This is a genomic window from Pseudoalteromonas sp. SA25 (genome assembly GCF_011378705.1).
Classification (GTDB): domain Bacteria; phylum Pseudomonadota; class Gammaproteobacteria; order Enterobacterales; family Alteromonadaceae; genus Pseudoalteromonas; species Pseudoalteromonas arctica.
Genome location: NZ_WTKV01000001.1, coordinates 56530 through 81253, shown reverse-complemented (window position 1 = coordinate 81253; position 24724 = coordinate 56530). Strand labels below are relative to the sequence as shown.

29 protein-coding genes and 3 tRNA genes are annotated in these 24724 nt (G+C 38.8%); 14 read left to right on the top strand and 18 right to left on the bottom strand.

The features are described from left to right. The first annotated feature begins 20 nt into the window (after positions 1-20). The 4 genes from orn to GQR45_RS00440 all read left to right on the top strand — a co-directional run bounded on the left by orn (position 21) and on the right by GQR45_RS00440 (position 1079). Positions 21-566, top strand: coding sequence for an oligoribonuclease (gene orn / locus GQR45_RS00455; RefSeq protein ID WP_007585019.1), 546 nt, complete (start codon positions 21-23; stop codon positions 564-566). Between the two features lie 199 nt (positions 567-765). Further along, positions 766-841 (top strand) — tRNA-Gly (locus GQR45_RS00450). A gap of 43 nt (positions 842-884) precedes the next feature. Next, positions 885-960 (top strand) — tRNA-Gly (locus tag GQR45_RS00445). 43 nt (positions 961-1003) lie between these two features. Next, positions 1004-1079, top strand: a tRNA-Gly gene (locus GQR45_RS00440). 232 nt (positions 1080-1311) lie between these two features. Here the strand turns inward: GQR45_RS00440 and GQR45_RS00435 are convergent. From GQR45_RS00435 to GQR45_RS00425, 3 genes are all read right to left on the bottom strand, one after another. Beyond that, positions 1312-1740 carry a secondary thiamine-phosphate synthase enzyme YjbQ gene (locus GQR45_RS00435; RefSeq protein ID WP_024613048.1) on the bottom strand — a complete coding sequence of 143 codons (429 nt, stop codon included), beginning with the start codon at positions 1738-1740 and terminating at the stop codon, positions 1312-1314. Next, positions 1737-2204, bottom strand: a complete 468-nt coding sequence (locus GQR45_RS00430; RefSeq protein ID WP_007580265.1) for a chemotaxis protein CheX — start codon at positions 2202-2204, stop codon at positions 1737-1739. Before GQR45_RS00430 ends, GQR45_RS00435 begins: the two co-directional genes overlap by 4 nt. Positions 2205-2279: 75 nt before the next feature. Next, on the bottom strand, positions 2280-2717 hold the full coding sequence (locus GQR45_RS00425; RefSeq protein WP_007580267.1) for a transcriptional repressor: 438 nt from the start codon (positions 2715-2717) through the stop codon (positions 2280-2282). A gap of 95 nt (positions 2718-2812) precedes the next feature. On the opposite strand from GQR45_RS00425, the gene GQR45_RS00420 reads away from it, so the two are divergent. From GQR45_RS00420 to GQR45_RS00385, 8 genes are all read left to right on the top strand, one after another. Further along, positions 2813-3433 carry a MarC family protein gene (locus GQR45_RS00420; protein WP_024589771.1) on the top strand — a complete coding sequence of 207 codons (621 nt, stop codon included), beginning with the start codon at positions 2813-2815 and terminating at the stop codon, positions 3431-3433. A gap of 123 nt (positions 3434-3556) precedes the next feature. Next, a complete protein-coding gene (gene dusA / locus GQR45_RS00415; protein ID WP_240920095.1) occupies positions 3557-4489 on the top strand; it encodes a tRNA dihydrouridine(20/20a) synthase DusA in 933 nt (310 codons plus the stop codon). A 243-nt stretch (positions 4490-4732) separates the two neighbouring features. Beyond that, positions 4733-5413: a PspA/IM30 family protein gene (locus GQR45_RS00410; protein ID WP_165724756.1), complete on the top strand. Its 681-nt coding sequence runs from the start codon at positions 4733-4735 to the stop codon at positions 5411-5413. 9 nt (positions 5414-5422) lie between these two features. Next, complete coding sequence (locus GQR45_RS00405; protein ID WP_010554259.1) at positions 5423-5629, top strand: PspC domain-containing protein; 207 nt, start codon at positions 5423-5425, stop codon at positions 5627-5629. 171 nt (positions 5630-5800) lie between these two features. Continuing rightward, complete coding sequence (locus GQR45_RS00400; protein WP_010554260.1) at positions 5801-6127, top strand: hypothetical protein; 327 nt, start codon at positions 5801-5803, stop codon at positions 6125-6127. Between the two features lie 76 nt (positions 6128-6203). Next, complete coding sequence (locus tag GQR45_RS00395; RefSeq protein ID WP_080671213.1) at positions 6204-6716, top strand: copper chaperone PCu(A)C; 513 nt, start codon at positions 6204-6206, stop codon at positions 6714-6716. Between the two features lie 8 nt (positions 6717-6724). Then, positions 6725-7711 carry a DUF2333 family protein gene (locus GQR45_RS00390; protein WP_010554262.1) on the top strand — a complete coding sequence of 329 codons (987 nt, stop codon included), beginning with the start codon at positions 6725-6727 and terminating at the stop codon, positions 7709-7711. A 3-nt stretch (positions 7712-7714) separates the two neighbouring features. Then, positions 7715-8485, top strand: coding sequence for a TIGR04219 family outer membrane beta-barrel protein (locus GQR45_RS00385; protein ID WP_007580285.1), 771 nt, complete (start codon positions 7715-7717; stop codon positions 8483-8485). Between the two features lie 33 nt (positions 8486-8518). Here the strand turns inward: GQR45_RS00385 and GQR45_RS00380 are convergent, their stop codons facing one another. Together GQR45_RS00380 and GQR45_RS00375 are read right to left on the bottom strand one after the other, a co-directional pair. Then, a complete protein-coding gene (locus GQR45_RS00380) occupies positions 8519-9406 on the bottom strand; it encodes a TIGR03899 family protein (protein WP_024594005.1) in 888 nt (295 codons plus the stop codon). After that, positions 9375-9956, bottom strand: coding sequence for an SRPBCC family protein (locus GQR45_RS00375; RefSeq protein ID WP_165724755.1), 582 nt, complete (start codon positions 9954-9956; stop codon positions 9375-9377). The genes GQR45_RS00380 and GQR45_RS00375 overlap by 32 nt, the downstream gene beginning before the upstream one ends. 111 nt (positions 9957-10067) lie before the next feature. Here GQR45_RS00375 and GQR45_RS00370 point away from each other — a divergent pair, with 111 nt between their 5' ends. Then, positions 10068-12257 (top strand): EAL domain-containing protein, encoded by a 2190-nt coding sequence (locus tag GQR45_RS00370; protein ID WP_165724754.1) that lies wholly within the window; start codon positions 10068-10070, stop codon positions 12255-12257. A gap of 130 nt (positions 12258-12387) precedes the next feature. Then, complete coding sequence (locus GQR45_RS00365; RefSeq protein ID WP_165724753.1) at positions 12388-14565, top strand: YgiQ family radical SAM protein; 2178 nt, start codon at positions 12388-12390, stop codon at positions 14563-14565. 192 nt (positions 14566-14757) lie between these two features. Here GQR45_RS00365 and GQR45_RS00360 read toward each other — a convergent pair whose 3' ends face one another. The 13 genes from GQR45_RS00360 to GQR45_RS00300 all read right to left on the bottom strand — a co-directional run bounded on the left by GQR45_RS00360 (position 14758) and on the right by GQR45_RS00300 (position 24676). Continuing rightward, a complete protein-coding gene (locus GQR45_RS00360) occupies positions 14758-15309 on the bottom strand; it encodes a protein disulfide oxidoreductase (RefSeq protein WP_165724752.1) in 552 nt (183 codons plus the stop codon). 56 nt (positions 15310-15365) lie between these two features. Continuing rightward, positions 15366-16724: a magnesium transporter gene (gene mgtE, locus GQR45_RS00355; protein ID WP_010554268.1), complete on the bottom strand. Its 1359-nt coding sequence runs from the start codon at positions 16722-16724 to the stop codon at positions 15366-15368. 130 nt (positions 16725-16854) lie between these two features. After that, positions 16855-17127 (bottom strand): HPr family phosphocarrier protein, encoded by a 273-nt coding sequence (locus tag GQR45_RS00350; RefSeq protein ID WP_002957937.1) that lies wholly within the window; start codon positions 17125-17127, stop codon positions 16855-16857. Positions 17128-17169: 42 nt separating this feature from the next. Beyond that, positions 17170-18015, bottom strand: coding sequence for an RNase adapter RapZ (gene rapZ / locus GQR45_RS00345; protein WP_010554269.1), 846 nt, complete (start codon positions 18013-18015; stop codon positions 17170-17172). 18 nt (positions 18016-18033) lie between these two features. Next, on the bottom strand, positions 18034-18486 hold the full coding sequence (gene ptsN / locus GQR45_RS00340; protein WP_024590190.1) for a PTS IIA-like nitrogen regulatory protein PtsN: 453 nt from the start codon (positions 18484-18486) through the stop codon (positions 18034-18036). Between the two features lie 4 nt (positions 18487-18490). Further along, positions 18491-18778 (bottom strand): ribosome hibernation promoting factor, encoded by a 288-nt coding sequence (gene hpf, locus GQR45_RS00335; protein ID WP_007580301.1) that lies wholly within the window; start codon positions 18776-18778, stop codon positions 18491-18493. A gap of 25 nt (positions 18779-18803) precedes the next feature. Continuing rightward, a complete protein-coding gene (locus tag GQR45_RS00330) occupies positions 18804-20303 on the bottom strand; it encodes an RNA polymerase factor sigma-54 (protein ID WP_007580303.1) in 1500 nt (499 codons plus the stop codon). A gap of 69 nt (positions 20304-20372) precedes the next feature. Continuing rightward, on the bottom strand, positions 20373-21098 hold the full coding sequence (gene lptB / locus GQR45_RS00325) for an LPS export ABC transporter ATP-binding protein (protein ID WP_007580304.1): 726 nt from the start codon (positions 21096-21098) through the stop codon (positions 20373-20375). A 2-nt stretch (positions 21099-21100) separates the two neighbouring features. Continuing rightward, the gene (lptA, locus tag GQR45_RS00320) at positions 21101-21640 is read right to left on the bottom strand and encodes a lipopolysaccharide transport periplasmic protein LptA (protein ID WP_165724751.1); all 540 of its coding nucleotides are present in this window, start codon (positions 21638-21640) and stop codon (positions 21101-21103) included. Continuing rightward, on the bottom strand, positions 21630-22184 hold the full coding sequence (gene lptC, locus GQR45_RS00315; protein ID WP_007580308.1) for an LPS export ABC transporter periplasmic protein LptC: 555 nt from the start codon (positions 22182-22184) through the stop codon (positions 21630-21632). The genes lptA and lptC overlap by 11 nt, the downstream gene beginning before the upstream one ends. Next, positions 22181-22732 carry a 3-deoxy-manno-octulosonate-8-phosphatase KdsC gene (kdsC, locus tag GQR45_RS00310; protein ID WP_007580311.1) on the bottom strand — a complete coding sequence of 184 codons (552 nt, stop codon included), beginning with the start codon at positions 22730-22732 and terminating at the stop codon, positions 22181-22183. The genes lptC and kdsC overlap by 4 nt, the downstream gene beginning before the upstream one ends. Beyond that, positions 22733-23704 carry a KpsF/GutQ family sugar-phosphate isomerase gene (locus GQR45_RS00305; protein WP_007580312.1) on the bottom strand — a complete coding sequence of 324 codons (972 nt, stop codon included), beginning with the start codon at positions 23702-23704 and terminating at the stop codon, positions 22733-22735. Between the two features lie 3 nt (positions 23705-23707). Continuing rightward, positions 23708-24676, bottom strand: coding sequence for a calcium/sodium antiporter (locus GQR45_RS00300; RefSeq protein ID WP_010554272.1), 969 nt, complete (start codon positions 24674-24676; stop codon positions 23708-23710). Positions 24677-24724 lie beyond the last annotated feature (48 nt).

Sequence of the window (24724 nt, the reverse complement as noted above, 5' to 3'; positions counted from 1 at the left end):
AAAGCACCGCTTAGGTAATTATGACTATTAATAAATCAAATTTAATTTGGCTCGATCTTGAAATGACAGGGCTCGAACCAGAGACCGATAAAATACTCGAAATTGCGACGGTTGTCACTGACGCAGACCTGAATATATTAGCCGAAGGGCCAACTATAGCTATTCATCAAAGTGATGAATTACTAAATGGCATGGACGAGTGGTGTACTACTCAACATGGTAAGTCGGGTTTAACAGCGCGCTGCAAAGCAAGTACCTTTGATGAAGCCTATGCTGTAGAGCAAACTTTAGCGTTTTTAAAGCAGTGGGTACCAGCAGGCACTTCGCCAATGTGTGGTAATTCAATTGGTCAAGACCGCCGCTTTATGAATAAATATATGCGCGAGCTTGAAGACTTCTTTCATTACAGAAATCTTGATGTGAGTACTATTAAAGAATTAGCACGTCGCTGGAAACCAGAAGTGCTTGCAAAAGTGAACAAAAAAGGTTCGCACCTTGCTTTGGATGACATTAAAGATTCGATTATGGAATTAAAAGTCTATAGAGAAAATTTCTTTAATTTGTAAAAAACACTTGCAAACAGACTGTATTATTGTAGAATCCTGCCCCGCTCAAGACGATAACCCACGCGGGGTTAGTGTGTTTGAGTTGTTTTTATTGTGGTCGTTTTATATCCATAATTAAAATGCGGTACTAGCTCAGTTGCTAGAATGTTGAACGCGACCTGTCGCGCACCAACGTAAAATAACTGAAGAAATAAAAAATGCGGTACTAGCTCAGTTGGTAGAGCGCGACCTTGCCAAGGTCGAGGTCACGAGTTCGAGCCTCGTGTACCGCTCCAATTTCTAACCAAAAGAAATTGTAGTGTTGAATGAAAATATAATGCGGTACTAGCTCAGTTGGTAGAGCGCGACCTTGCCAAGGTCGAGGTCACGAGTTCGAGCCTCGTGTACCGCTCCAATTTCTAACCAAAAGAAATTGTAGTGTTGAATGAAAATATAATGCGGTACTAGCTCAGTTGGTAGAGCGCGACCTTGCCAAGGTCGAGGTCACGAGTTCGAGCCTCGTGTACCGCTCCAATCTTTTTATATCCTTTCAAAATTTTCTGTATTAAAAATCATAAATAAAATTATAATTTAAAATCTCTCTTATCTACTTTATTCTATGTGCAATATTCAACATTGAAGTTTTGGTTGTTAGAAGCTATCGCTTCGCGCGAGATCAGCGCCTACAAGAAAGGTGTCGTACTTTGAAGTTATGAAATATGAGTGAGGTACAGAAGAGTTAATACTTTGAAACCTGAAGCTTTTGTTAAAATAGCTCCCCCTGAATAGTTGCTATAACTCGTCTAGAGCCACCAGAATCACGATGTTCACCTAAATAAATGCCTTGCCATGTACCTAACGCTAAATAACCATTTGAAATAGGAATACTTAGCTCGCAGCCTAATGTACTGGTTTTTATGTGTGCAGGCATGTCGTCGTCACCTTCATAATCGTGGCGATAATAAGGTTGACGCTCAGGAACGAATTTATTGAAATGGCTTTCCATGTCCATACGAACAGTGGGATCTGCATTTTCGTTTATTGTAAGGCTCGCTGAGGTATGCTGAATAAATAAATGTAACAAGCCAATTTTGTAACTCGCCAGTTCAGGAAGTTGAGATAATATTTCGTCATCAATTATATGAAAACCTCGCTGGCGAGGCTTTAATATAATTTGCTTTTGCTGCCAACTCATAGTTTATCGAAGCTAACTTCAATGTTTGCATTACCAGCATCACAACTAAATGGCATGATGATTTTTTTACCTTGGCTTTTATGAGTAATTGTATGACCTTTACCCGATACCACAATAGGCGTTGCCATATCAAAGTCGAAGCCTTTCTCGCCAAGTAAATTTTTAGCACCACCAGTTACCATGTTGGTTATTTCGCCAACCATATCGGTAACTTCTTCATCTATAGTATCAGGGCGTTCGCCAAGCATACGCTCCATGATGGTTAATGCTAATCCTTCATCAAATGTAATTGAAAATGATCCACGCGTTTGCGGGCCAACCATACCAATCAAACCTGATACATCACCACAGGCTATCTCATCAGTTTTAATGCGAGGTTTACCCGGCTTCAATTGAGTTTGAGCCATAGTGCTTAAAACATTAATTAAAGAAGATAAAAAAGGATTGATGAATTCTACATTCATAGTGGCTACTCTTAAATTTGTTCTGTGAAATGACTATATAGTTTGAGTATAGTCACTAAGGATAACTTTGAAGGATTATGATGCTCTGCAAGATTCACATTTACCATGTGCTTCTATTGTTTGCCCTGATACGACAAAGCCACCTTCGGCAGCTAGATTATTAAGCTCATGCGAAATTACACTCGAGTGTAATTCTTTAACAAAGCCACATGTATCGCAAATTAATAATTGTACCGGGTGAATATGATCAAAATGATGGCACAGCATAAATGCATTTGTGCTTTCAATTTTATGAATAAAACCTAGTTCAGCTAAAAAGTCTAATGCACGATAAATAGTTGCAGGTTTAGCACCTGTTTCAGTTACTTTTAATTGCTCAAGCAAATCGTATGCACCAACACCACCTTGTGCACTGGCTAATAGACGAAATACTTTCTCGCGGATAGGCGTAAAACGCGCACCACGGTTGTCACAAACTTGTTTTGCTTTACTTACGAGTGATTCTATATTCATCATTACTCTTATCCTTATGCTACCGTGATATACTAACATACTGTGTTGTAGTTGCAGCGTTTTTATTAAGCGCTTTTTACCTAGGAAACCCAGTAATGCACGAACTATTGGCTATATTTATTTTCTTTTTTGCGGTTATTGACCCCATTGGCACTGTACCTGTATTTATTGCAGTCACACGTGGTGATGATGAGAAATTTAAACGTAAAGTTATATTTAAAGCGGTAGGTGTATCTGCATTAGTGCTCTTATTTTTTGTACTCGCAGGTGAGCAATTACTTAACGCAATTGAAATTCCACTTTCGGCTTTTCAAATAGCCGGCGGTATCATATTACTTATTTTTGCGCTTTCAATGATATTTGGTGAAAGTAAGCCTGAAGCCGAAATTAAAAGTGTACGCGACAGCACTGAAACCGCTATTTTTCCGCTTGCGATTCCGTCTATCGCGAGCCCTGGCGCTATGTTAGGCGCCGTATTAATGACTCGTAATGAAGAATATACCTGGGTTGAGCAATTACTAACGTCTTCAATGATGCTTGCTGTATTAGCGGTTGTACTGGTTTTGTTACTGCTTGCAACGCATGTACATAAATTAATTGGTGATAGTGGTGCAAGTATAATAAGTAGAATTATGGGGCTTATTTTAAGCTCGGTTGCGGTTACCAATATTTTAAATGGCATAGCCCATTATTTTGGCTTGCAGGTATTCTCTTAACATTGATGCCTGCCAGGCTTTTGTGTAAAATGCAGCGCCTTTTAAGCTGTGCTTAATAACTTTAATACCCTGAGGTTTGCTTTGAATAAATGTACTTTGGATAGACGCTTTTCTGTGGCACCAATGCTTGATTGGACTGATCGCCATTGTCGTACTTTTCATCGCAAAATGACTAAACATACTGTGCTTTATACTGAAATGATAACCACAGGGGCTATTTTATTTGGTCGAGGCGACTACTTACATTTTAATAAACACGAAGGCCCAGTTGCACTGCAACTTGGTGGCTCTGATCCTAAAGCGCTTGCGCAATGTGCAAAGCTCGCAGGTGAGCGTGGCTATGACGAAATAAATTTAAATGTAGGTTGCCCGTCAGACAGAGTTCAAAATGGTCGATTTGGCGCATGCTTAATGGCTGAGCCTCAATTAGTTGCGGACTGTGTTGCAGCAATGAAAAACGAAGTAAGTATTCCTGTAACTGTTAAAACGCGTATTGGTATTGATGAGCAAGATTCGTATGAGTTTTTATGTGCGCTTATTGAAGCGTCTCATAAAGTAGGATGTGATGATTTTATTATTCATGCTCGTAAAGCATGGCTTAATGGTTTAAGCCCGAAAGAAAATCGTGAAGTCCCACCGCTTGATTACCCACGTGTTTATCAACTTAAAAAAGATTATCCGCAGCTAGACTTAAGCCTAAATGGCGGCGTTAAAACAATTGAGCAGAGCCTAGAACATCTACAACATATTGATGGTGTAATGATTGGGCGTGAAGCTTACAGTAACCCATTTATGCTCAATGACGTTGATGAGAAAATTTATGGTGATGCTGCAAACACACAATCACGCCACGACGTAGTGCGCTCAATGTACAGCTACATTGAAGAAGAAATGCGTTTGGGTGCTAATTTTTGGCATATTGCACGTCACATGCTCGGTATTTTTCAAGGGCAGCCTGGTGCACGAGGTTTTAGACGCCACCTTTCTGAAAGTGGTCATGGTAAGCAAGCTGATTTATCGGTAATGGATCAAGCATTAAGCTTTGTACCAGAATAAAGCTTAGCTTTAAAAGTTCTAAATTTAAGCCACTTTCGAGTGGCTTTTTTGATCCTAAATATTAGTCAAAAGCATAATTTATTGGCCAATTACACTCTATGTTGTTCAGCTGGAAGTCACTAAAACTAGAGTGCTTGTTGTTTATCACTATGATTTTAAATGTTTTATTTTTGTTTTGATGAACTTGGCACAACTCTTGGAATCTTCTTGTTGAAATTAATTAAAAATCAACAGGAGAATACCATGGGAATATTTAACCGCGTAAATGATGTAATTCAATCAAACATTGTGGCCATGCTTGATAAAGCAGAAGATCCAGAAAAACTTTTAAACCTAATGCTTACCGAGATGCAAGATGCGTTGAATGAGTGCCGTAGTACAGCAGCCGCTTTATTGTGTGAAGAGAAAATAATTAATCGCCAAATTGATACTAAAAAAACAGAATTAGCAGCTTGGCAAATTAAAGCAGAACGTGCGGTTGAGAAGGGCAGTGATGACCTTGCTAAGTCTGCCTTACTTGAAAAGCAGCGCGTTAACGAAAGCATTGAAAATAAGCAAACTCAACTAGAAACACTGCAAGAGTCTATTGCAAAAATTAAGGTTGATTGTGAGCGTCTGCAGCAAAAAATGGCTATGGCTAAAACTAAGCAAGCTCAGTTAATGCAGCGTCATAATGTTGCTATTGCTAGAGGGCGGATCAGTACGCAACTACAAAGCGATAAAGTAGCTCATGCGTTGTCTCGTTTTGAACAAATAGAGCAGCGTGTTGAAGGTATTGAAGCTCAAGTAGAGGCTTATGAGCTGACTGATACAGCAAGCTCTACGAGTGCCCAAATTGAGTCGTTAGTTAAAAATGAAAAAATTGATGCTGAACTGGTTCGCTTAAAAGCGAACTTAAATACTAATTTAAAACAAACTGCTTAGGAGATTGCTATGAACAGCTTTAATCGTCAACGAGGTTGGTATAAAGATACTCTAAATAAAAAAATATCAGGTGTGTGTAGTGGTTTAGCTCGTAGATTGGACTTTCCTGTATGGGCAACACGCGTAGTTACTATTTTGTTGTTTTTGAGTTTTCCGTTTGCAATTGCACTTGGTTATTTTATAGCGCATTGCTGCCTTGAAAATAAAGAGTATTAATACCAACAGGCATAAATATTTGAACAATTTAACAAATTAAATTACTTTATAACGTTGTTAAAAATTTTATGTAGAACAACTAGATATAAAAATTTTTGCCTAGTTATAGCGCAATTTTCTTATCGTTAAAGAGACCTCATATATAAGCCGGTTGGTATAAGGAGAATTACTATGAAAGCTTTGGCAGTATGTGTAATTATCTATTTATTACTGTTTACTGATTTAATAACGTTTGTGCAGATTGATTCTTGGCAGTTGCCGTTATGGATTGCTGATATTAGCTGGGCTGGGCTCGAGCTTGTAGGTGCTTTGGCCGCAATTGTTGCTGTAGTTGCTGTAGTGGCTTTAATTACTATGGGATTAGTTGGTGCAGGTGTAGTGGCATTAGCAGGGACTGTTTTAGCGCTTTTATTCGGATCTATAATGATTGCATGGCCGTTACTATTTGTTGCAGTGTTGTGTTGGCTTGTTGCCGATAACAAAAAAGTAGCCTCTTAATCCTTAATTTGACTGACTATTATAGGTTAACTATGTTAAATTTAGCCTGTAATTTAAAGTTTTCATAAGGATAAGAATGATGACGAAACTATGTTTTTCGATGGCTTCTGCATTAATATTTAGTTTTTTTTCGTCATCGTTGGCGGCGCACTCAGGGCACGATCATGGTTCTGATGTGGCTGTGCTCGAAGTAACTAACGCGCAAGTTAGAGAGTTTTTACCTGGCAGTACTTCAACTGTAGGTTATTTAACGCTAATAAATCACAGTGGAGCCGCAGCAACTTTAACTAAGGCAACTATTGATGGCTTAGGGCGTGTTGAAATACACGAGCATTCACATGTAGACGGCATGATGAAAATGCAACAAGTTGAATCAGTTGAAATTAAAGCGCACGAAAGTGTCAGTTTTCAACCTGGCGGTTATCATTTAATGGTATTTGAACCACAAGAGCCATTAAAAGTAGGGCAAGAACGCAAACTCACGCTATATTTTAGTGACGGTAATCGCTTGTTCACTAATGCTCAAGTCGTGTCGCTTGAAGCGCAAGCTACGCAGTCAAAACCATCTACTCAACACGCTCATCACTAGGAGTACACATGTCGCAACACAAAGGAAAAATAGCAGGAATAGTTGTTTTACTGCTTATCATATTTTACGCAATTGCTGTTTATTGGAGCACTGAGCCTTCACGTTTTGATGTTGTTGCAAACGCCAAAGAGCAAGCGCAGCTTCGTAATGAAAAAATAGTTACGGGTTACGTAACTACTTCTACATTAATTACAGTAGCAAATACCTTACTAGATAAACCCGGTGGCTACTTATCAAATGATGTAATACCACCAAGTATTATTATGGATGATATGCCGGCGTGGGAATATGGCGCGCTAGAAATGGTGCGTGATTTATCGCTTTCTATGCGAAAAGATTTTAGCCGTTCGCAATCACAGTCTACGGAACATGAAGCACTTAAAAAGGCGCAGCCACAGTTTAATATAAGCTCTGAAGCATGGGCATGGCCAAGTGCTGAAGGTGAGTATCAAAAAGGTATTGATTATTTAATGGTATATCGTGGACAAATTGCTAACGAGCATGAGCGCGATAGCCAATTTTACGCACGAGCAGATAACTTACGTAGTTGGCTTAAAGAAGCTGAAAAACGTTTAGGTAGTTTAAGCCAGCGTTTAAGCGCCAGTGTAGGCCAAGAAAAAGTGAATACCGATTTAGCAGGTAATTCATCTAATAAACAAGCAACTCTTGCTCCACTGCAGCAACAAGTAAGAACGCCGTGGTTAGAAATCGACGACGTGTTTTACGAGTCGCGCGGTGCTACTTGGGCGTTACTACACTTTTTACAAGCGATAGAGTATGACTTTAATGATGTACTTGAAAAGAAAAATGCGCGTGTAAGCGTTCAACAAATTATACGTGAGCTTGAGGCAACCCAAGAAACAGTGTGGAGCCCACTTATTTTAAACGGGAATGGTTTTGGCTATGTTGCTAACCACTCTTTAGTTATGGCAAATTATATTTCTAGAGCCAATGCGGCTTTAATCGAACTTAGCGAACTACTAGCTCAAGGATAAAAAATGAAAAAGTATTGTTTAGCAGCAGCCCTTTCAATGGCATGTTTAGCACCGGCAGCGCAAGCTGACACTCTACTAGGTTTATACGTAGGTGTTGATGGATGGAAGTCAGATAACGATGGCCAATTTTCTTACAAAAATAATGCATCTCAAGATTTTAATTTTGAAGATGAGACTTTTGTAAGTTATTACGCGGCGCTTGAGCACCCAGTGCCGTTAGTACCAAATATCAAATTAAAGTATACAGAGCTTGAGCTAAATGGTTCTGCGCTGCTTACAGATACATTTAGCTTTAATGGTTCTGATTATGTTGTTGGTTCTACTGTAAATACGGTAAGTGATTTAACGCATATTGATTATATTTTCTATTATGAAATTTTTGATAATGACTTAATTTCAATAGACCTAGGTTTAAATGCTAAACAGTTTGACGGTGATATTGTTGTAAGCGGCACTACCCAAAATGGTGGTACTAACTTTACCGAAACCAAAGACTTCTCTGGTTTTGTTCCTCTTGCATACGGCCGTGCCGAAGCTGGCTTACCATTTACTGGTTTAAGTGTATTTTTTGAAGGTAGCTTTTTGGCTATTGACGATAGCAAAGTACAAGATTACCAAGTAGGCGTAGCGTGGGAACTTATTGATAACCTAGCAGTAGATGTTGCTGTTAAAGCAGGTTACCGCTCTATGGTATTAGAACTTGATGATGTAGATGATATTACTACTGATATTGATGCATCTGGCCCATTTGCGGGTATTCAGGTTCACTTTTAATTAGTATTTTCTAATTAAACAAAGCGTGGCATATTATTTTATTGCGTGCCACGCTAAATCAAACTCTCCCTCTAGCGCATTATTAATCAACTGCTTATAGACCTTATTGACAGGGAAATTAATGAGTTTAGATAGCTCATCACCTGTTTGAGTAAATTTGTAATAGCTTAATACCAAATCACTACTCTTTGCTTTTAACGTTACTTTTTGCGATAAAAATGAAAGGGTAAGTTCTTGCCCCGCTTTAAGCACTGCAGATTCAATTTCTTTTCTATACAGTAAATTAAGATCCATGAGCGTTAAAATATCAGGAAAGCTAATACCCGTTTTTCCTAAATTTAAAGATACTTTATTTCCTTTTCGTAGCAAATCAAACAAGGACGGTTTTTTGTAAAAGCCGAGTAATATAAAGTGGCTGTCGTCTTTTTCGTTATAGCCTGAGAGCGACACACATTTTTGCAAAGAGTCTGCTTCTCGCTGTGTCATATGCTTTAAAGTTTGTAGGCTTTTAATTGAAAACGTACCAGGATTGAGTGTTTCTCCTGTTAAAATTTTTGCCCATAAAATTTGCATTGATTCATTAGAAGTATCTTCACACAGAGCTATAAAATGCTCTACCCAATCAACATCGGGCTGTTTACTACTTGCTACATCAGGGCAAAACCCCATAGCCATTGCTAAAATTGATTCTATATTTTGTTGTTGTTTAATAAGTAATAAATCTTGGCGTTTTTGAGCGCGAGCTAAAACAGAGTTTTCACTGTTGATATGATAAAGCGGCTTAATCTGGCCCTTAATATCGTAACTTTGCTCGTTAGTGGGTAGTACACCGTTACTACCTACTTTTGTTATAGGGTAACCAAGTAAGGATTCGATGATGTTGGCAAGATTAATTCTCGCCTGTGCTGTTTTGACTGTCATGACTGTGCATTATCCTTTGTGGATCACTAAGCTGTGCAACAGTTTGAAGGTTATTTAACCCCAGTGAAACTGTATTACTGAGTACGTACTCGCTTAAAATTGCAGTGTAACCAGATATTAAAGGAGCAGTTGTTTGACCTTTAATATTACATATTAACGTAACTATACCGTTTTGCTCGCTAAGGTTAAAAGTGCCTCTAATAATATGTTCAGCATTTAAAAGTATGTTGAAGCTGACTTTATTTTGGCTTACCGAAGTTATGATCATTTCACCATATCCCCATTTTCCTTTCCAAGACTGATGAGCCCCTAGGCCAGAATTGGGTTCGCCCAAAGTAAAACGTATGCTGGGGTCTACTTTTTCCCATGGAGACCATTTTTGCCATTGGCTAAAGTCGGTGATAAGCGGCTTTATTACTTTAAGATTGGCATTAATTTCGATTGTTTTATTTACACTATAACTTTGAGGCAGTATTAGCCCTACCAGTGCCAATACTAATAGTAATAACAGTACGCATTTGATTAATATTTTTAATGGTTTAATAAGCACACCTTTTATTAGTTTTTCAAGTTGAAATACAACAACTTTTTATTAATCGACTATAGTATGAATTAGATTATAAACCAAAAATAATTTATTGATTGCTACTTAGGAGAGCGAATGTCGTCAGATCAAAACGATTTTTTATTTTTTGAACAAGATTTTGAAGACGATGCTGTTGTTGAGCAGACTAAGTTTTGGGATATTTTAATTGTTGATGACGAACCTGAAATTCATTCTGTAACAAAATTAGCTTTGTCTGGCGTTGAGTTTTTAGGGGCTGGCTTGCGATTTCACGATGCTTATTCGGGTGCAGAAGCAATAGAAGTGCTAGCTAAAAATAAAAATATTTCGGTTATTTTTTTAGACGTTGTTATGGAAACTGACGATGCCGGTTTGCAGGTTGTAAAAAGGGTGCGTGACGAATTAAATAATCAACATGTAAGAATTATTTTAAGAACAGGGCAAGCAGGTATTACACCAGAAGAAAAAGTAATACGAGAATACGACATAAATGACTATAAAACGAAAACAGAGCTGACTCGTTCCAAGTTAGTAACTTCGCTTATAACCGCTATTCGCTCATACGAGCAGGTATGTCAGCTTGAATATCAAAGTGATGCAATGAACACGATTGTTTCAGCATCAAAGTCTATTTTAGGACTTACTGATGTTAAGCAATTATGCAAAGAAATCATCAAGCACATGAGTATTATTTTAAAATGTTCACCTAGAGGGCTTGTTTGCAGTAAGTTAGATGGCGATGATTTTATTCAGGTCTTAGGTGGTTGCGGGCATTACGAAAGCCATTTTGGTAAAAAATTAATTAATGTTGATAGCAAAGTATTTGAACAAGTTGAGTCGTGTTTTGGTTTGTCAAAGCACCAACACATAGACTCAAGTTCAACATTTATATTAAAAAGTAAGCATCGAAAAGCGGCTTTATATATAGAGTGCGACCACATTCCCTTACAAGCACAGCTACAATTTGCTGAAATTTTCTTAACTAATGTAAGTGTAGCACTTGATAACATAAGGTTATTTGTAAAGTTAAGAGATGCTGCTTATAAAGATGTGCTTACTGGTATTTCAAATCGTACTAACTTTATTGAGCGTGTGGTGAGTTATCAAAAGCCACACGTGAACGATCATGTATTTGTATTACTTGATGTAGTTAATTTTGCAGATATTAATAACGGCTTAGGGCAAGAGGTCGGCAATAAAGTATTAATTGGCATTGTGCAAAGGTTAAGAGAAAATTACCCAACAGCTAAATTATTATCACGTATTGGCGCTGATGTTTTTGGTTTTATTATTCGCCAAGACGAATTTGACTTAAAAAAGTTGAATGAGCAATTAGGTATTTCATTTTACGCAGAAGAACATTTACTCCCTATCGATTTTAGAGTGGGCTTATGCCAACAACAAGACTTTCAAAGTAGCGGTATTGATACACTGAAAGTTGCTTATATTGCACTTGACCAAGCTAAAAAAGCAAAGCATAAAGAAGGCGTTTATTACAATATTGATATGCAAGATAAGATGGCTTGGCGGATAGGGATTATTAGGCAGTTACGTCATGATTTTGCTCGAAATAAATTAGAGGTATGGTACCAACCTCAACTTGCACTAGATGACTTATCGCTAATTGGATGTGAGGCATTATTACGCTGGCCGGCAAGTGATGGCGTGTATATATCGCCGGCTGTGTTTGTGCCACTTGCAGAGGATGCGGGCTTAATTGTTGATATAGGGCAGTGGGTATTAGAACAAGCTTGCCAACAGCAAAAGCGCCTAGAAAATATGGGCACAGAAATTTGTATTGCAGTTAATGTGTCTGTTCCACAGTTTAAAGTAAAAGGTTATGCGCAAACTGTTAAAAATACATTGTTAAAATATGGTGTTAAGCCAAAAAACATAGAATTAGAAATCACCGAGAGCGTAGTAATGGATGAGCTGGAAACGGTTATTAGTACACTAAGCGAGCTAAAAGAACTCGGAATAGAAGTTGCTCTTGATGACTTTGGTACTGGTTTTTCGTCGCTGAGTTACATTCAAAGTTTACCTTTGGATCGGTTGAAAATAGATCGTGCATTTATTAAAGATTTACCAAATGACGACACTGGCGCTATTGCTGCCTTAGTTATATCACTTGGTGCTAAGTTGGGCTTAAAAACGATTGCTGAAGGGGTCGAAACACAAGAGCAAGCCCAGTTCTTAAAAAATTTAGGATGCGATGAAGTACAAGGTTTTATGTATGCTAAACCCATGCCTGAAAATGAATTAATAGAATTTATAAATAAACGCTAAAAAGATTAACTTATTATTTAAGCTAATGAACGATTTAGAATTTAAGGCGCGATATGCTTTGACTACTTTGTATATATAAACAATTTAGTAGGGTATAATTCGCGCCTTTTGTTATTCTACGGCCACAATTATGAGCACACTCAAAGCTAAGCGCGCCTTATTTTCATACCCTAAATACTGGGCTGAATGTTATGGCACCGCGCCATTTTTACCAACTACACGTGAAGAAATGGATGCACTTGGCTGGGATAGCTGCGACATAATAATAATTAGTGGCGACGCGTACGTCGATCATCCTAGTTTTGGTATGGCGGTAATTGGCCGTGTACTTGAAGCGCAAGGCTTTAGAGTGGGTATTATTGCCCAGCCAGCATGGGACTCTAAAGATGCATTTATGGAACTAGGCAGACCGAATTTATTTTTTGGTGTAACAGCTGGCAACATGGATTCGATGATCAATCGCTATACAGCTGAAAAGCGTATGCGCCACGATGATGCTTACACGCCAGATAACGTAGGTGGTAAACGTCCAGATCGCGCCGTAATGATTTACTCGCAAAAATGCCGTGAAGCATACAAAGGTATCCCAATTGTTATTGGCGGTATTGAAGCGAGCCTTCGTCGTATAGCTCATTACGACTATTGGCAAGAAAAAGTACGTCGTAGTATTTTGTTTGATGCAAAAGCTGATATTTTAATTTACGGTAACGCAGAGCGTCCGTTAGTTGAAGTTGCGCATCGTATTGCCGCAGGCGAAACAATGGATACTATTCAAGATATTCGCGGCACGGCTGTTATCAGAAAAGAACCTTTACCAGATTGGCGTGGAAGTGACTCCACCGCTATAGATAAAATTGGTAAAATTGATCCAATTCCAAATCCATACGGCGCTGATGATGTTGGCTGTAGTAAATCTGAATTTAAACAAGCCGGTATAGATTTAAAAGCAGAAGCTGCAAAACCGATTATGGTTCAGCCTGCGCGACCTAAGCCATGGGAAAAAACCTATGTTAAGTTACCTGCTTATGAGCAAGTAAGTGTTAACAAACCTTTATACGCCCACGCTTCGCGTATTCTACATCAAGAAACAAATCCTGGTTGTGCAAGAGCACTGTTTCAGCGACACGGCGATCGTTCTATTTGGGTAAACCCGCCAGCATACCCATTAGAAACACATGAGATGGATGCTGTGTTTGGTTTACCGTATCAGCGTATTCCTCACCCAAGTTACGGCGACTCTAAAATTCCTGCTTACGACATGATAAAAACGTCAGTTAATATTATGCGCGGCTGTTTTGGTGGGTGTTCGTTTTGCTCAATTACGGAGCATGAAGGGCGTATTATTCAAAGCCGTTCGCAAGAATCAATTATTGAAGAAATTGAACAGATTAGAGATAAAGTCCCCGGTTTTACTGGTGTTATTTCTGATTTAGGTGGTCCAACTGCAAATATGTATAAACTGCGTTGTACGAGCAAAAAGGCAGAAAGTACCTGTAGACGTTTATCATGTGTGTATCCTGAAATTTGTAAGCATATGGATACAGATCATACGCCAACAATAGACTTATATAAAAAAGCACGTGAAGTTAAGGGTATCAAAAAGGTATTGATTGCTTCTGGAGTTCGTTACGACTTAGCTGTACGCGACCCGCGTTACGTTAAAGAATTAGTAACGCATCATGTAGGTGGCTACTTAAAAATAGCGCCAGAGCATACAGAGGATGGCCCATTATCAAAAATGATGAAACCAGGTATGGGGGCGTACGATAAATTTAAAGAATTATTTGATAAGTATTCTAAAGAAGCCGGTAAAAAGCAGTATTTAATTCCTTACTTTATATCTGCTCACCCAGGGACAAAAGATGAAGACATGGTAAACATGGCTTTATGGCTTAAATCGAATGACTTTAAGCTTGATCAGGTACAAAATTTTTACCCATCACCGATGGCTAATGCGACGACTATTTACCACACAGAAATGAACTCTTTACGTAATATAAAAAACAATACAGAAGTTGTTCCAGTACCTAAAGGTGCTCGTCAACGTAGATTACATAAAGCTATTTTACGCTACCATGATGCAGCAGGTTGGCCGATGATACGTGAAGCACTGCGTAAAATGGGTAAAGCTAATTTAATTGGTAAAGGGCCTAACTGTTTAGTGCCTGAAGAAGGGCGTGATGAAAAAGCAGGTAAAGGTGGCAGTAAAGGCGGACGTCCTGCACTAACGCGACATACCGGTTTTAGCCAATTTAAAAAGGCAAACACTAAACCAAAAGTAGGCGGTAATCGTCAAAGTACACGTTAGTGATTCAATCTAATAACAACTAGTAGATTAGTTTAATTACGCTAAGGTTTTTTAAAACCTTTTTAATACGTAAATTAAGTAAACCTTGCTCTTTATTATCTATATTATTGTAGGTGATAAAGAGCGAGCTTTTAGAAACCCCTCTTGAGATAGCGCATATTTAGTGCCTATATACTTGCAGTTAGTTTTTTCTTAAAACATTGATGATAACCACAAACGTAATTTTAGTGACCATAACGGCTGAATGCCTGTTAGCCCTTGCGTCATTTTATTATCTTTTAAGATTATATAAGATGGCGTGACTTGCCCTTGCCAATCGGCAAATATCTCACCGTGTTGATCGTTGACAGTGGTAAAACTGTAGCCATGATCATTTAGATACTCATGTAGTTTTTGATCCGAGCCTGATTTTATTGCGATACTCACGACAGGGTAGTTATTCTCCTTTGCGAGTTCGTTTATGGCAGGGGAGGTAATACTACAAATAGGGCACCAAGTTCCCCAAAAATAGACAAGTGTTGGTTTATCTTGGCTCATTGCTGACAAATCAATGTTTTGCCCTTTATAATCTATTAATTGTAATTGAGGATTTGCTGGCATAACAGGTTGTCGCCACCAATTTACAGCGTTATAAATTACGAAAAATATGAAACCATATATCAACACACTTTTTAATATTGATAGGCCTTTTTGTTTTGGCGTTTTTTTAGGTGTGTCTTTTTTATTTTTGATATCCGTTGTCATAGTTGCAGCTTTACCCTAAGTGTTTTTTACTTTAGTTATTTGCAAAGGTTTCTAATTTAAACCAGCAACCAAGTAGCAGTACCTAAAAAGGCGAATATACCCACAATATCTGTCACCGTGGTTAGCACCACACTCCCTGCAAGTGCTGGGTCTATATTCATTCTTTTAAGAATAATAGGGATACTCGCACCAGCAACACCTGCCACCACTAAGTTCATAAACATAGCGAAGGCGAGTACGCCACCAAGCATAAAGTCCCATTGCCATAGGGCAATAACACCTGCTATTAACAACGACCACAAAACACCGTTTAACGCGCCAATAGCAAGCTCTTTCATCATTAAAAAGCGTTGGTTAGTTTGATTTATATGACCTACTGCAATACCACGAATAACAAGCGTTAATGATTGGCTACCTGCAACACCGCCCATAGAAGGGACAATACCGTTTAGTACAGCTAAAATAGGGAGCACATCTAAAGTGCCTTCAAAAAAGCTAGCTACAAAAGCAGCTGCAAGTGCAGTTAGTAAGTTGACACCTAACCAAACGGAGCGTTTTTTAGAGCTTTTTAGTACTGGCGCAAAGGTATCTTCTTCATCATCAAGGCCGGCTAAGCCCAATAAACTATGCTCAGCATCTTCGCGGATTACGTCAACGATGTCATCGATAGTGACACGACCAAGGAGCTGATCGTTATCATCAACTACGGGGGCCGATATCCAATTATGACGTTCAAATAATTGCGCGACTTCACTTTCATCCATTGAGATTGGAATGGATTCACAATCTTCATCCATTAAATCGCGAACAATTTTTTCTGGCGGGTTAGTTAATAATGTACTTAGCGATAAAGCGCCTATAAAGCAGTTATGCTTATCAACAACGTACAAGTCATCGGTACCTTCTGGCAACTCGCCGCGTAGCCTAATATACCTAAGTACAACATCGAGCGTAACGTCAGGGCGGATGGTCACCGTATCGGTGTTCATTAGCGCGCCAGCAGAACGCTCTTGATACGAAAGTGCTTGTGTTGCACGCTCACGGTCTTGAATGTCCATCGCGCTAACAACGTCTTTATAAACGGTGTCCGGTAGACTACGTAATACTTCACCTAAGTCATCGTGGCCCATATCTTCTGTTGCGGCTGCAATGTGCTTAGGTTCCATTTGGGCAATAATGCCTAAACGAACATCTTCTGAGAGTTCTTCAAGAACATCACCTTGCACATCAGGATCAACCAACTGCCAAAGGAGTCGGCGAATTTTATGTGGTGATGATTCTAATAATAATGCGGTATCACAAGGAGCTGTTTTTGCGAGCATGCGCCTAACTTGAACAAATTGACCACTATTGAGTGACTTAGTCACCTGTTTTAGTTGCTGTAGTGGGTAATCTTGTTCAAAAGCTTCAGGCATTGGCGTCCTTTATAAATTTTTATATTACTTTATGGGGAGAGGTGAGTTAACTGGCGTCACTAACCGTATTTATTTTATATATCTGTTTTAGTTGGGGCATTAGTAATGCGAGCATTATTTTTATAACTGTTTATTCTTGTTCATTAAAACGTTGTGCTATTAATTCTCCAACAGCATGTAAAGCTTGCTCAGAATCGGGGCCTTTACATACAACTTTTACTTCTTTGCCTTGGCTACTTTCAAGTAACATTAGTGCAAGTACGCTATCGCCTGCAGCTTCTTTGTCATCTTGAAATAATGTAATTGTCGCATCAAACTGCACTGCCAATTGGGCAAGCACGGTGGCTGCTCTGGCGTGCAATCCTAATTTGTTTTTTATTAAAAAAGTGTCTTCACAATGCATAACTTACTCTACCTAAGCTGAACAGGTGATTATTCAGCTATATTATTTTTCTTGTTCGCGATGGCGAATTTTCACATTGGGATGTGTCATTGCAAAACTTTCACCGATAGTTTGCGCTAAATATACAGAGCGATGTTGTCCGCCTGTACACCCAATAGCAATGGTTAAATAACTGCGGTTATTTCGCTCTAAGTGCGGTAACCATGTTTGTACAAATGTTTGAATTTGCCATGTGAATTTTTGCACTATGCTGTGATTGGCCAAATAATCTTTAACAGGTTGATCTAACCCATTTAAAGGTTTTAATTCAGGTTCCCAATGTGGATTGGGTAAAAAGCGTGCATCAAATACGTAATCTGCTTCTTTTGGTATACCGTATTTAAAACCAAACGATTCAAACGTGACAATCAGTTGCTTATCTTTTTTACCTAAAATCTTTTCACGAATAGATTCAGCAAGTTGATGAACACTCAAATCAGTTGTATCTATCATAAAGTCGGCGCGGGTGATTAATACATCAAGTAATTCTTTTTCTTTTTTGATGGCTAAATCAAGAGGCAACGAGTCAATTGATAGTGGGTGTAATCTACGAGTTTCAGAAAAACGTTTGATCAATGTTTGATCGTCGCTATCTAAATAAAATAAAGTAGGTTTTGCAAAGCCAGGCAAGTATTCAAGAATATCGTTAAATTCATCTTGTTGCTTAGGGATGTTACGCACATCAATGCTAACAGCAATTTTATCATAGCTATCAGACACACTGCGAACTAATGAAGGAAGCAAGTTAACTGGAATATTATCTACGCAATAATAACCTAAATCTTCTACAACGCGTAAAGCAACCGACTTTCCAGAACCAGAGCGACCGCTTATGATAATTAACTCCATTTAACACCCTTTATAAAACTATGATTGATTGACAATAACTTGGTAAAGCTCAGTATCTGATTTTGCACTGCGTAACTGTTTACAAAAATCTTTGTTGTTTAGTTTATCAGCAATGGTTGCTAGAGTCTTTAAGTGCTGCTGGTTATCGCCATCTGGTACGATGAGTGCGACGAAAATATCAACAGGGCGATTATCGATTGCATCAAAATTTATTGGAGTTTCGCTAACGAGTACTAAAGCCAAAGGCTCTTCTGCACCGCTCATTCTTCCATGAGGAATGGCAATGCCACGCCCTATACCTGTACTACCGAGTTTCTCTCTGCTCATTAAAGCATTAAGAATATCTTGTTGCGGTAAATACGGAAGTTTGTCGTGAGCAAGTTCGCTAATGAACTCTAAAATTCTTTTTTTGCTATTAAAAAGGACCGCAGCTTTGCTGCAGTCCTGGCATATAAGTGAGCTTAATTTCATCATATTAGTGTCGAGCAAGCTTCTCTTTGTGTTTAATTACTTGTCGATCGAGCTTGTCGATCAACGAGTCAATGGCGGCATACATATCTTGATGTTCTGTAGAGGCAAATAGCTCAGCACCGCTTACGTGTATGGTGGCTTCTGCTTTTTGATTTAATTTTTCTACATCGAGAATGACATGAACATTATTAATATGATCAGAGTGTCTTTCTAGCTTCGCAAATTTGGTATTAATATAGTCTCTTAGTGAATCGGTTAATTCTACGTGACGACCAGTTAAGTTTAGTTGCATAAGCATTACCCTCTTTTTTTGCGTCTTAAATCAAACTTTTACGTTGATTTGACGGTGGAATAGCCAGAGATTCGCGGTATTTTGCGATTGTACGTCTCGCTACTTTAATTCCTTGCTCAGCCAATATATCCGCTATTTTGCTATCACTCAATGGTTTTGCTGAGTTTTCTGCTGCGATTAATTTTCGGATAAGCGCACGGATTGCTGTAGATGAACATTCACCACCGTTTTCGGTGCTTACATGGCTTGAGAAAAAATATTTAAGCTCAAATATACCACGGGGTGTGTGCATATACTTTTGGGTTGTTACGCGCGAAATTGTTGATTCGTGCATTTCTACCATTTCAGCAACATCATTTAAAACCATTGGTTTCATGGCTTCAGGACCGTGTTCAAAAAAGCCTTGTTGTTGCTTAACAATACAATTTGTTACTTTTAATAGCGTGTCGTTTCTACTTTCTAAGCTTTTAATAAACCATTTAGCTTCTTGTAAATGCGAGCGAATAAACTGGCTGTCACCACTGGATTTTACAGTGCGAGACATTGCCGCGTATTGGCTATTAACACGAATTTTAGGCATGCTATCTGGGTTTAACTCAACAACCCAGCGGCCTTTAATTTTTTTAACTGACACATCAGGAATAACATACTCAGACTCTTCTCTTACAATAGTATCTGCAGGTTTAGGGCTAAGAGTATGTATTAATGTCATTACTTCTTTAAGCTCTTCTTCTTTGAGCTTAGTTTTCTTCATTAATGTACGATAGTCACGAGCAGCTAATAAATCAATATGCTCGGTTAAAATCATTTTTGTTTCATTAATGTAAGGTGTTTCTTTATCAAACTGGTTAAGCTGAATACACAAACACTCTTGTAAACTACGTGCAGCAATACCAACAGGATCAAACAGCTGGATGCGTTTTAATACAGCTTCAATTTCATCAAGTTCGACTTCGTTATCATCTTCGTTTTCTTGATTAAAGCTTTCTAAAATCTCTTCGCAGCTTAGTGTTAAAATACCTGAATCATCGACGGCTTCTACAATAGCAATAGCAATAGCTTCGTCTGTAGGGCTAAATGGCGTTAGTTGTAACTGCCACATTAAATACTCATGGAGCGTTTCAGTAGAGGCACCTTGGTATATTGATTCGTCTTCAGGCATCGGACCCGATGATGCTGCTGGGGCGGCACTCATGTACTCATCCCAACTAACATCCATAGCCATGTCGTCACTTAGCGTGTCTTTTGCAAGTGCTTCACCACTATCTTGTTCGTATTCGCTTGGAGCATCATCGGCAGATGCGCTAACAGTTATGTCATCTGTATCTGCTTTTTGCTCGTTTTTACCTGCAGCGTCTTCTGAATAGTCTGCTTCTTCAACCTCTAATAGCGGGTTGCTGTCGAGAGCTTCTTGTATTTCTTGCTGGAGATCCAATGTACTGAGTTGCAACAAACGAATAGCTTGTTGCAGCTGTGGAGTCATTGTAAGTTGCTGGCCCATGCGCAGCTGTAGTGATTGCCTCATGTATCTCTAACAATCCTTTTATGTTGTTATAATTAATACTAGCAGATGCTTAAAGACATGGCGTAAATGTTACAGCCTAAATTGCTCGCCTAAGTAAACATCGCGTACTGTTTTATCATTTAATACGTGTTCTGGAGTACCTGATGCAATCAGCTCCCCATGAGAAACAATGTAGGCTTTTTCACAAACATCAAGGGTTTCTCTTACGTTATGATCGGTAATTAATACACCAATCCCACGATTTTTAAGATGTTCTATTATTTTCTTTATGTCTAATACCGAAATAGGGTCAACACCTGCAAATGGTTCATCCAGTAATATAAATTTAGGATCTGCTGCCAGCGCACGTGCTATTTCAACACGACGACGTTCGCCACCTGACAATGCCATACCTTGGCTATCGCGAATGTGTTGTATGCTAAATTCATCTAATAATTTATCGAGAGTGTCTTCTCTAGCTTGTTTATTTAACTCTTTGCGCGTTTCTAAAATGGCCATTAAGTTTTGATAAACAGTCAGCTTTCTGAATATTGAAGACTCTTGCGGTAAGTAGCCAATGCCTAATCTAGCACGACTATGCATAGGTAAAAGAGTAATATCGTTATCGTCTATCGATATTTTACCTTTGTCGCTAGGTACAAGTCCTACTATCATATAAAACGTGGTGGTTTTACCTGCGCCGTTAGGGCCAAGTAAGCCAACAATACTGCCAGCTTTGACTTCAAGGCCGACGTTTTTTACAACTTCACGGCCTTTATAGCTCTTTGCTAATAGCTCTGCTTTTAATGTGCTCATGGTTAACCTTTGTCGCTTTTTTTACTTTTTTTAGTCTCGATTGGCACTAAAATTGTGTGAACGCGGTCAGTTGAGTTTTCATCTTTTTCGGCACTGATTAGCTGCTGCTCTATATCGTAGGTAATGCTTTTAGCATTTATTTTTTGTCCCGCTTGCGATACTTGTGCATTACCAACAAGCGTTAAAAAACGCTTAGATACATCATAACGTACTTCGTCAGCACTGGCGCTCATAGTTGTGCCATCTGATTGCTTTTCTTCAAAGTGCGCAGGGCTACCTGTAGCAATTAATAATTGTTTATTATCACCAAGTTCATCGCGTTTATGTACTTCTAAGCGGTCGGCTGTGATACGGCGGTTACCGTGAATAATTTCAACGTTTTTCTCAAAAATCCCGACATTAGCTTTTAATTGACCTTCTTGCTTGTCGGCACTTATTGAAATTTGATTTGCAGTCGGTTGCGTGTTTTGCTCTGCAGCACCACTATTAAACGCTAGTATAAGTGTAGGAATAATAAGTGATTTTAATATTTTATTGGTCATAATATATGGTTCGCGTATGGTTAATTAGTTTTATCACTTCGGTTTTTAAGTCGGCTTCTAGGCCTTTACCAGTGATTTTTAAATTGGGTCCAGTGATGATAACGGGTTGCTCCGAACGCATTGTTAATAGCTTTATATCTACCTGAATATTATCAGCATTGATTTTGTCTATCATGGCGTTATCGGTTAAGTTTTTGGCAACCACATTGCCTTCTAAAATTAATTGTTTGTCTTCGTATAATGTTGCTTCGTCTGCATTTATTTGCCACGTTTGCTTTTCGTTATATAAAGTAAAAATAGGTTTTTCAAAAAACGTAAAACCTAATTGTTGATATAGCTCCATTTTAGCCGCAGTGACTTTGTGACTAATTTTACCTTGTTCGTCATAGGCTGTTTGTTTGAGTTCTATGGCTATGTAATCAGGCTTGGCAATAACTTCAGGCTCAGTCTGAGGCACAATATTTGTTTGTGTAAAATAAGGGTACCAAAGCCAAACCATACAGCTAATGAATAAAACGCTTAATATTATGCGCGCTGCATTCATGAACTAGTGCCTTGTGTAGTCAATGCTTTACCATTTTCAAGCATGAGCAAGTCGGTGAGCTCTCTTACTGCACCAAAGCCGCCAGGCATTTGCGTTACATAGTGTGATAAACGTTTAATAAGTGGATGGGCATCATTTACTGCAACAGCAAAGCCGACTAATTCCATAACGGGCATGTCAGGACCATCATCACCGATATAAGCAATTTGTTCATCGCTAAGGTTGAGTTTGTCTTTTAATTCTTGATAGGCAATGAGCTTATTTTCTTGGCCTTGATAAATATGCTGTACGGTTAAGCTGCTCATACGTTGTTGCACTATTTGTGAATGACGACCAGTAATTACAGCCACTTCAAAGCCACTGTTTATAAGCGCTTTAATGCCAAAACCATCTTTTGTATTAAATGCTTTTAGCTCTTCACCTTGATTACCAAGATAAATACGGCCATCAGAAAATACACCATCAATATCGCATATAAGTAGCTTTACTTTTTTAGCGCGTGCTTTTGCATCATCGCTCAGCGGTTGATAGAGTTCTTCAAATTGCATTTATAACACTCCTGCTTTTAATAGGTCTTGCATGTTTAATGCGCCAATAGGTTGGTTTTTCTCATTGACGACGATTAAGCCATTTATACGTTTGTGTTCCATAATATTAAGCGCTTCAGCAGCCAAAATATCTTGCGTAGCCGTAGTACATGACTTAGTCATAACAACATCTATTTGTGTTGTATGAATATCAATTCTTTGCTCTAAAATACGACGCAAATCGCCATCGGTAAATAATCCCACGAGCTGCTGATTTTCATCAACAATGGCTGTCATACCTAAACCTTTAGCAGACATTTCAATGAGGGCGTCTTTAACTGTTTGTGAAACGCTAATAATAGGTGTATTTGCGCCGCTGTGCATAACATCTTTTAAAGTAAGTAATAAACGCTTGCCTAAACTACCACCTGGGTGAGATAGCGCGAAGTCATCAGCTGTAAACCCGCGAGCTTCTAATAATGCAACTGCCATGGCATCGCCCATCGCAAGCGTTGCAGTGGTACTTGATGTAGGAGCTAGACCCAATGAACAGGCTTCTTTTTCTACTTTAATACACACATGTACATTAGCAAGGGTCGCCATGGTTGATTGCGTATTGCCAGTCATCGCTATCATTTTGGCACCAAGTCGTTTTAAAACCGGAATGATATTTAAAACTTCGCTGGTCTCCCCTGAATTGGAAATAAGCATAACCACGTCATTTTTAGTGATCATACCTAAATCACCATGACTTGCTTCACCAGGGTGAACAAAAAATGCTGGACTGCCAGTACTTGCAAGGGTTGCCGCTATTTTATTGCCAATATGACCTGATTTACCCATACCAATGACAATAATACGGCCTTCGCAGTCGTACATTAATTGGCACGCGTTATGAAAATTTTCATCTACATATTGTGCAATATCACTAAGTGCTTGGCGCTCAACATCTAAAACGCGAAGGCCTTGTTCAATAAAATTTAGCGTTGCCATCATTTACCCTACTTGACTAAAAATATACCCTTGGTAACCTAAAAACGCTATTAGCAATAAGCCGCCTTCTACTCTATTGATACGTTGGGTGCCTCTAAAGTTCAATGACATAATAATGAGAGCAAGTGTTGCACCAATCATAATTAATACGTCTCGGCTTACTAATGATGGGTCAATGGCAGAAGGGTTAATAATACCGGCAAGTGGTAATACCGCTAGAATATTAAATATGTTTGAGCCAACAATATTACCTAGTGCTAAATCATCTTCATTTTTAAGTACACCTGCAACCGAAGCGGCAAGTTCAGGCAAACTAGTACCGATGGCAATAATTGTTAAGCCAATGACTAAGTCGCTTAAGCCGAAGTATTTAGCAATATCGACAGCCGAACCTATTAAAAAATGAGAACTAACAGGTAGGAGTATCATGCCGACAACTAACCAAAATACCGCTTTTTTCGTAGGTACATCGTTAGGGACGTCGTCGCAGGCTTCTGACACAAATGGATCATCTTGGTTTTTCGCACGCATAGATACAATAATTAACCCACCGATGAATACGATAAAGCCAACCAAAAGCGCAACACCTTCATTAAATGAAAAGTAGTTATCTGAGAACACATACCAAGTAACTAAAGATACGAGCATTACCAATGGCATTTCGCGTTTTAATGTACTTGATGAAACTGAAAGAGGGCGAAATAGAGCTGTGATACCTAACACAAGTAAAATGTTTGTAATATTAGAGCCAACAGCATTACCAACGGCTGTGTCGGTTTTATTAGCCAACGCGGCAGAGGCTGAAACCATCATTTCGGGTGCTGAAGAGCCCATAGCTACCACGGTTAAACCAACAATAAGTGTAGGTACACCAAAGTTTTTAGCAAGAGCCGCAGCGCCATAAACAAACCTGTCTGCACTCCAAACAAGAGCTGCAAAACCAAGAATTAAAATAACAAACGAGGTAACCATTGTGTTAAGCCAGTTATACAAAATACGGATGGCGCGAATAGTAACAAA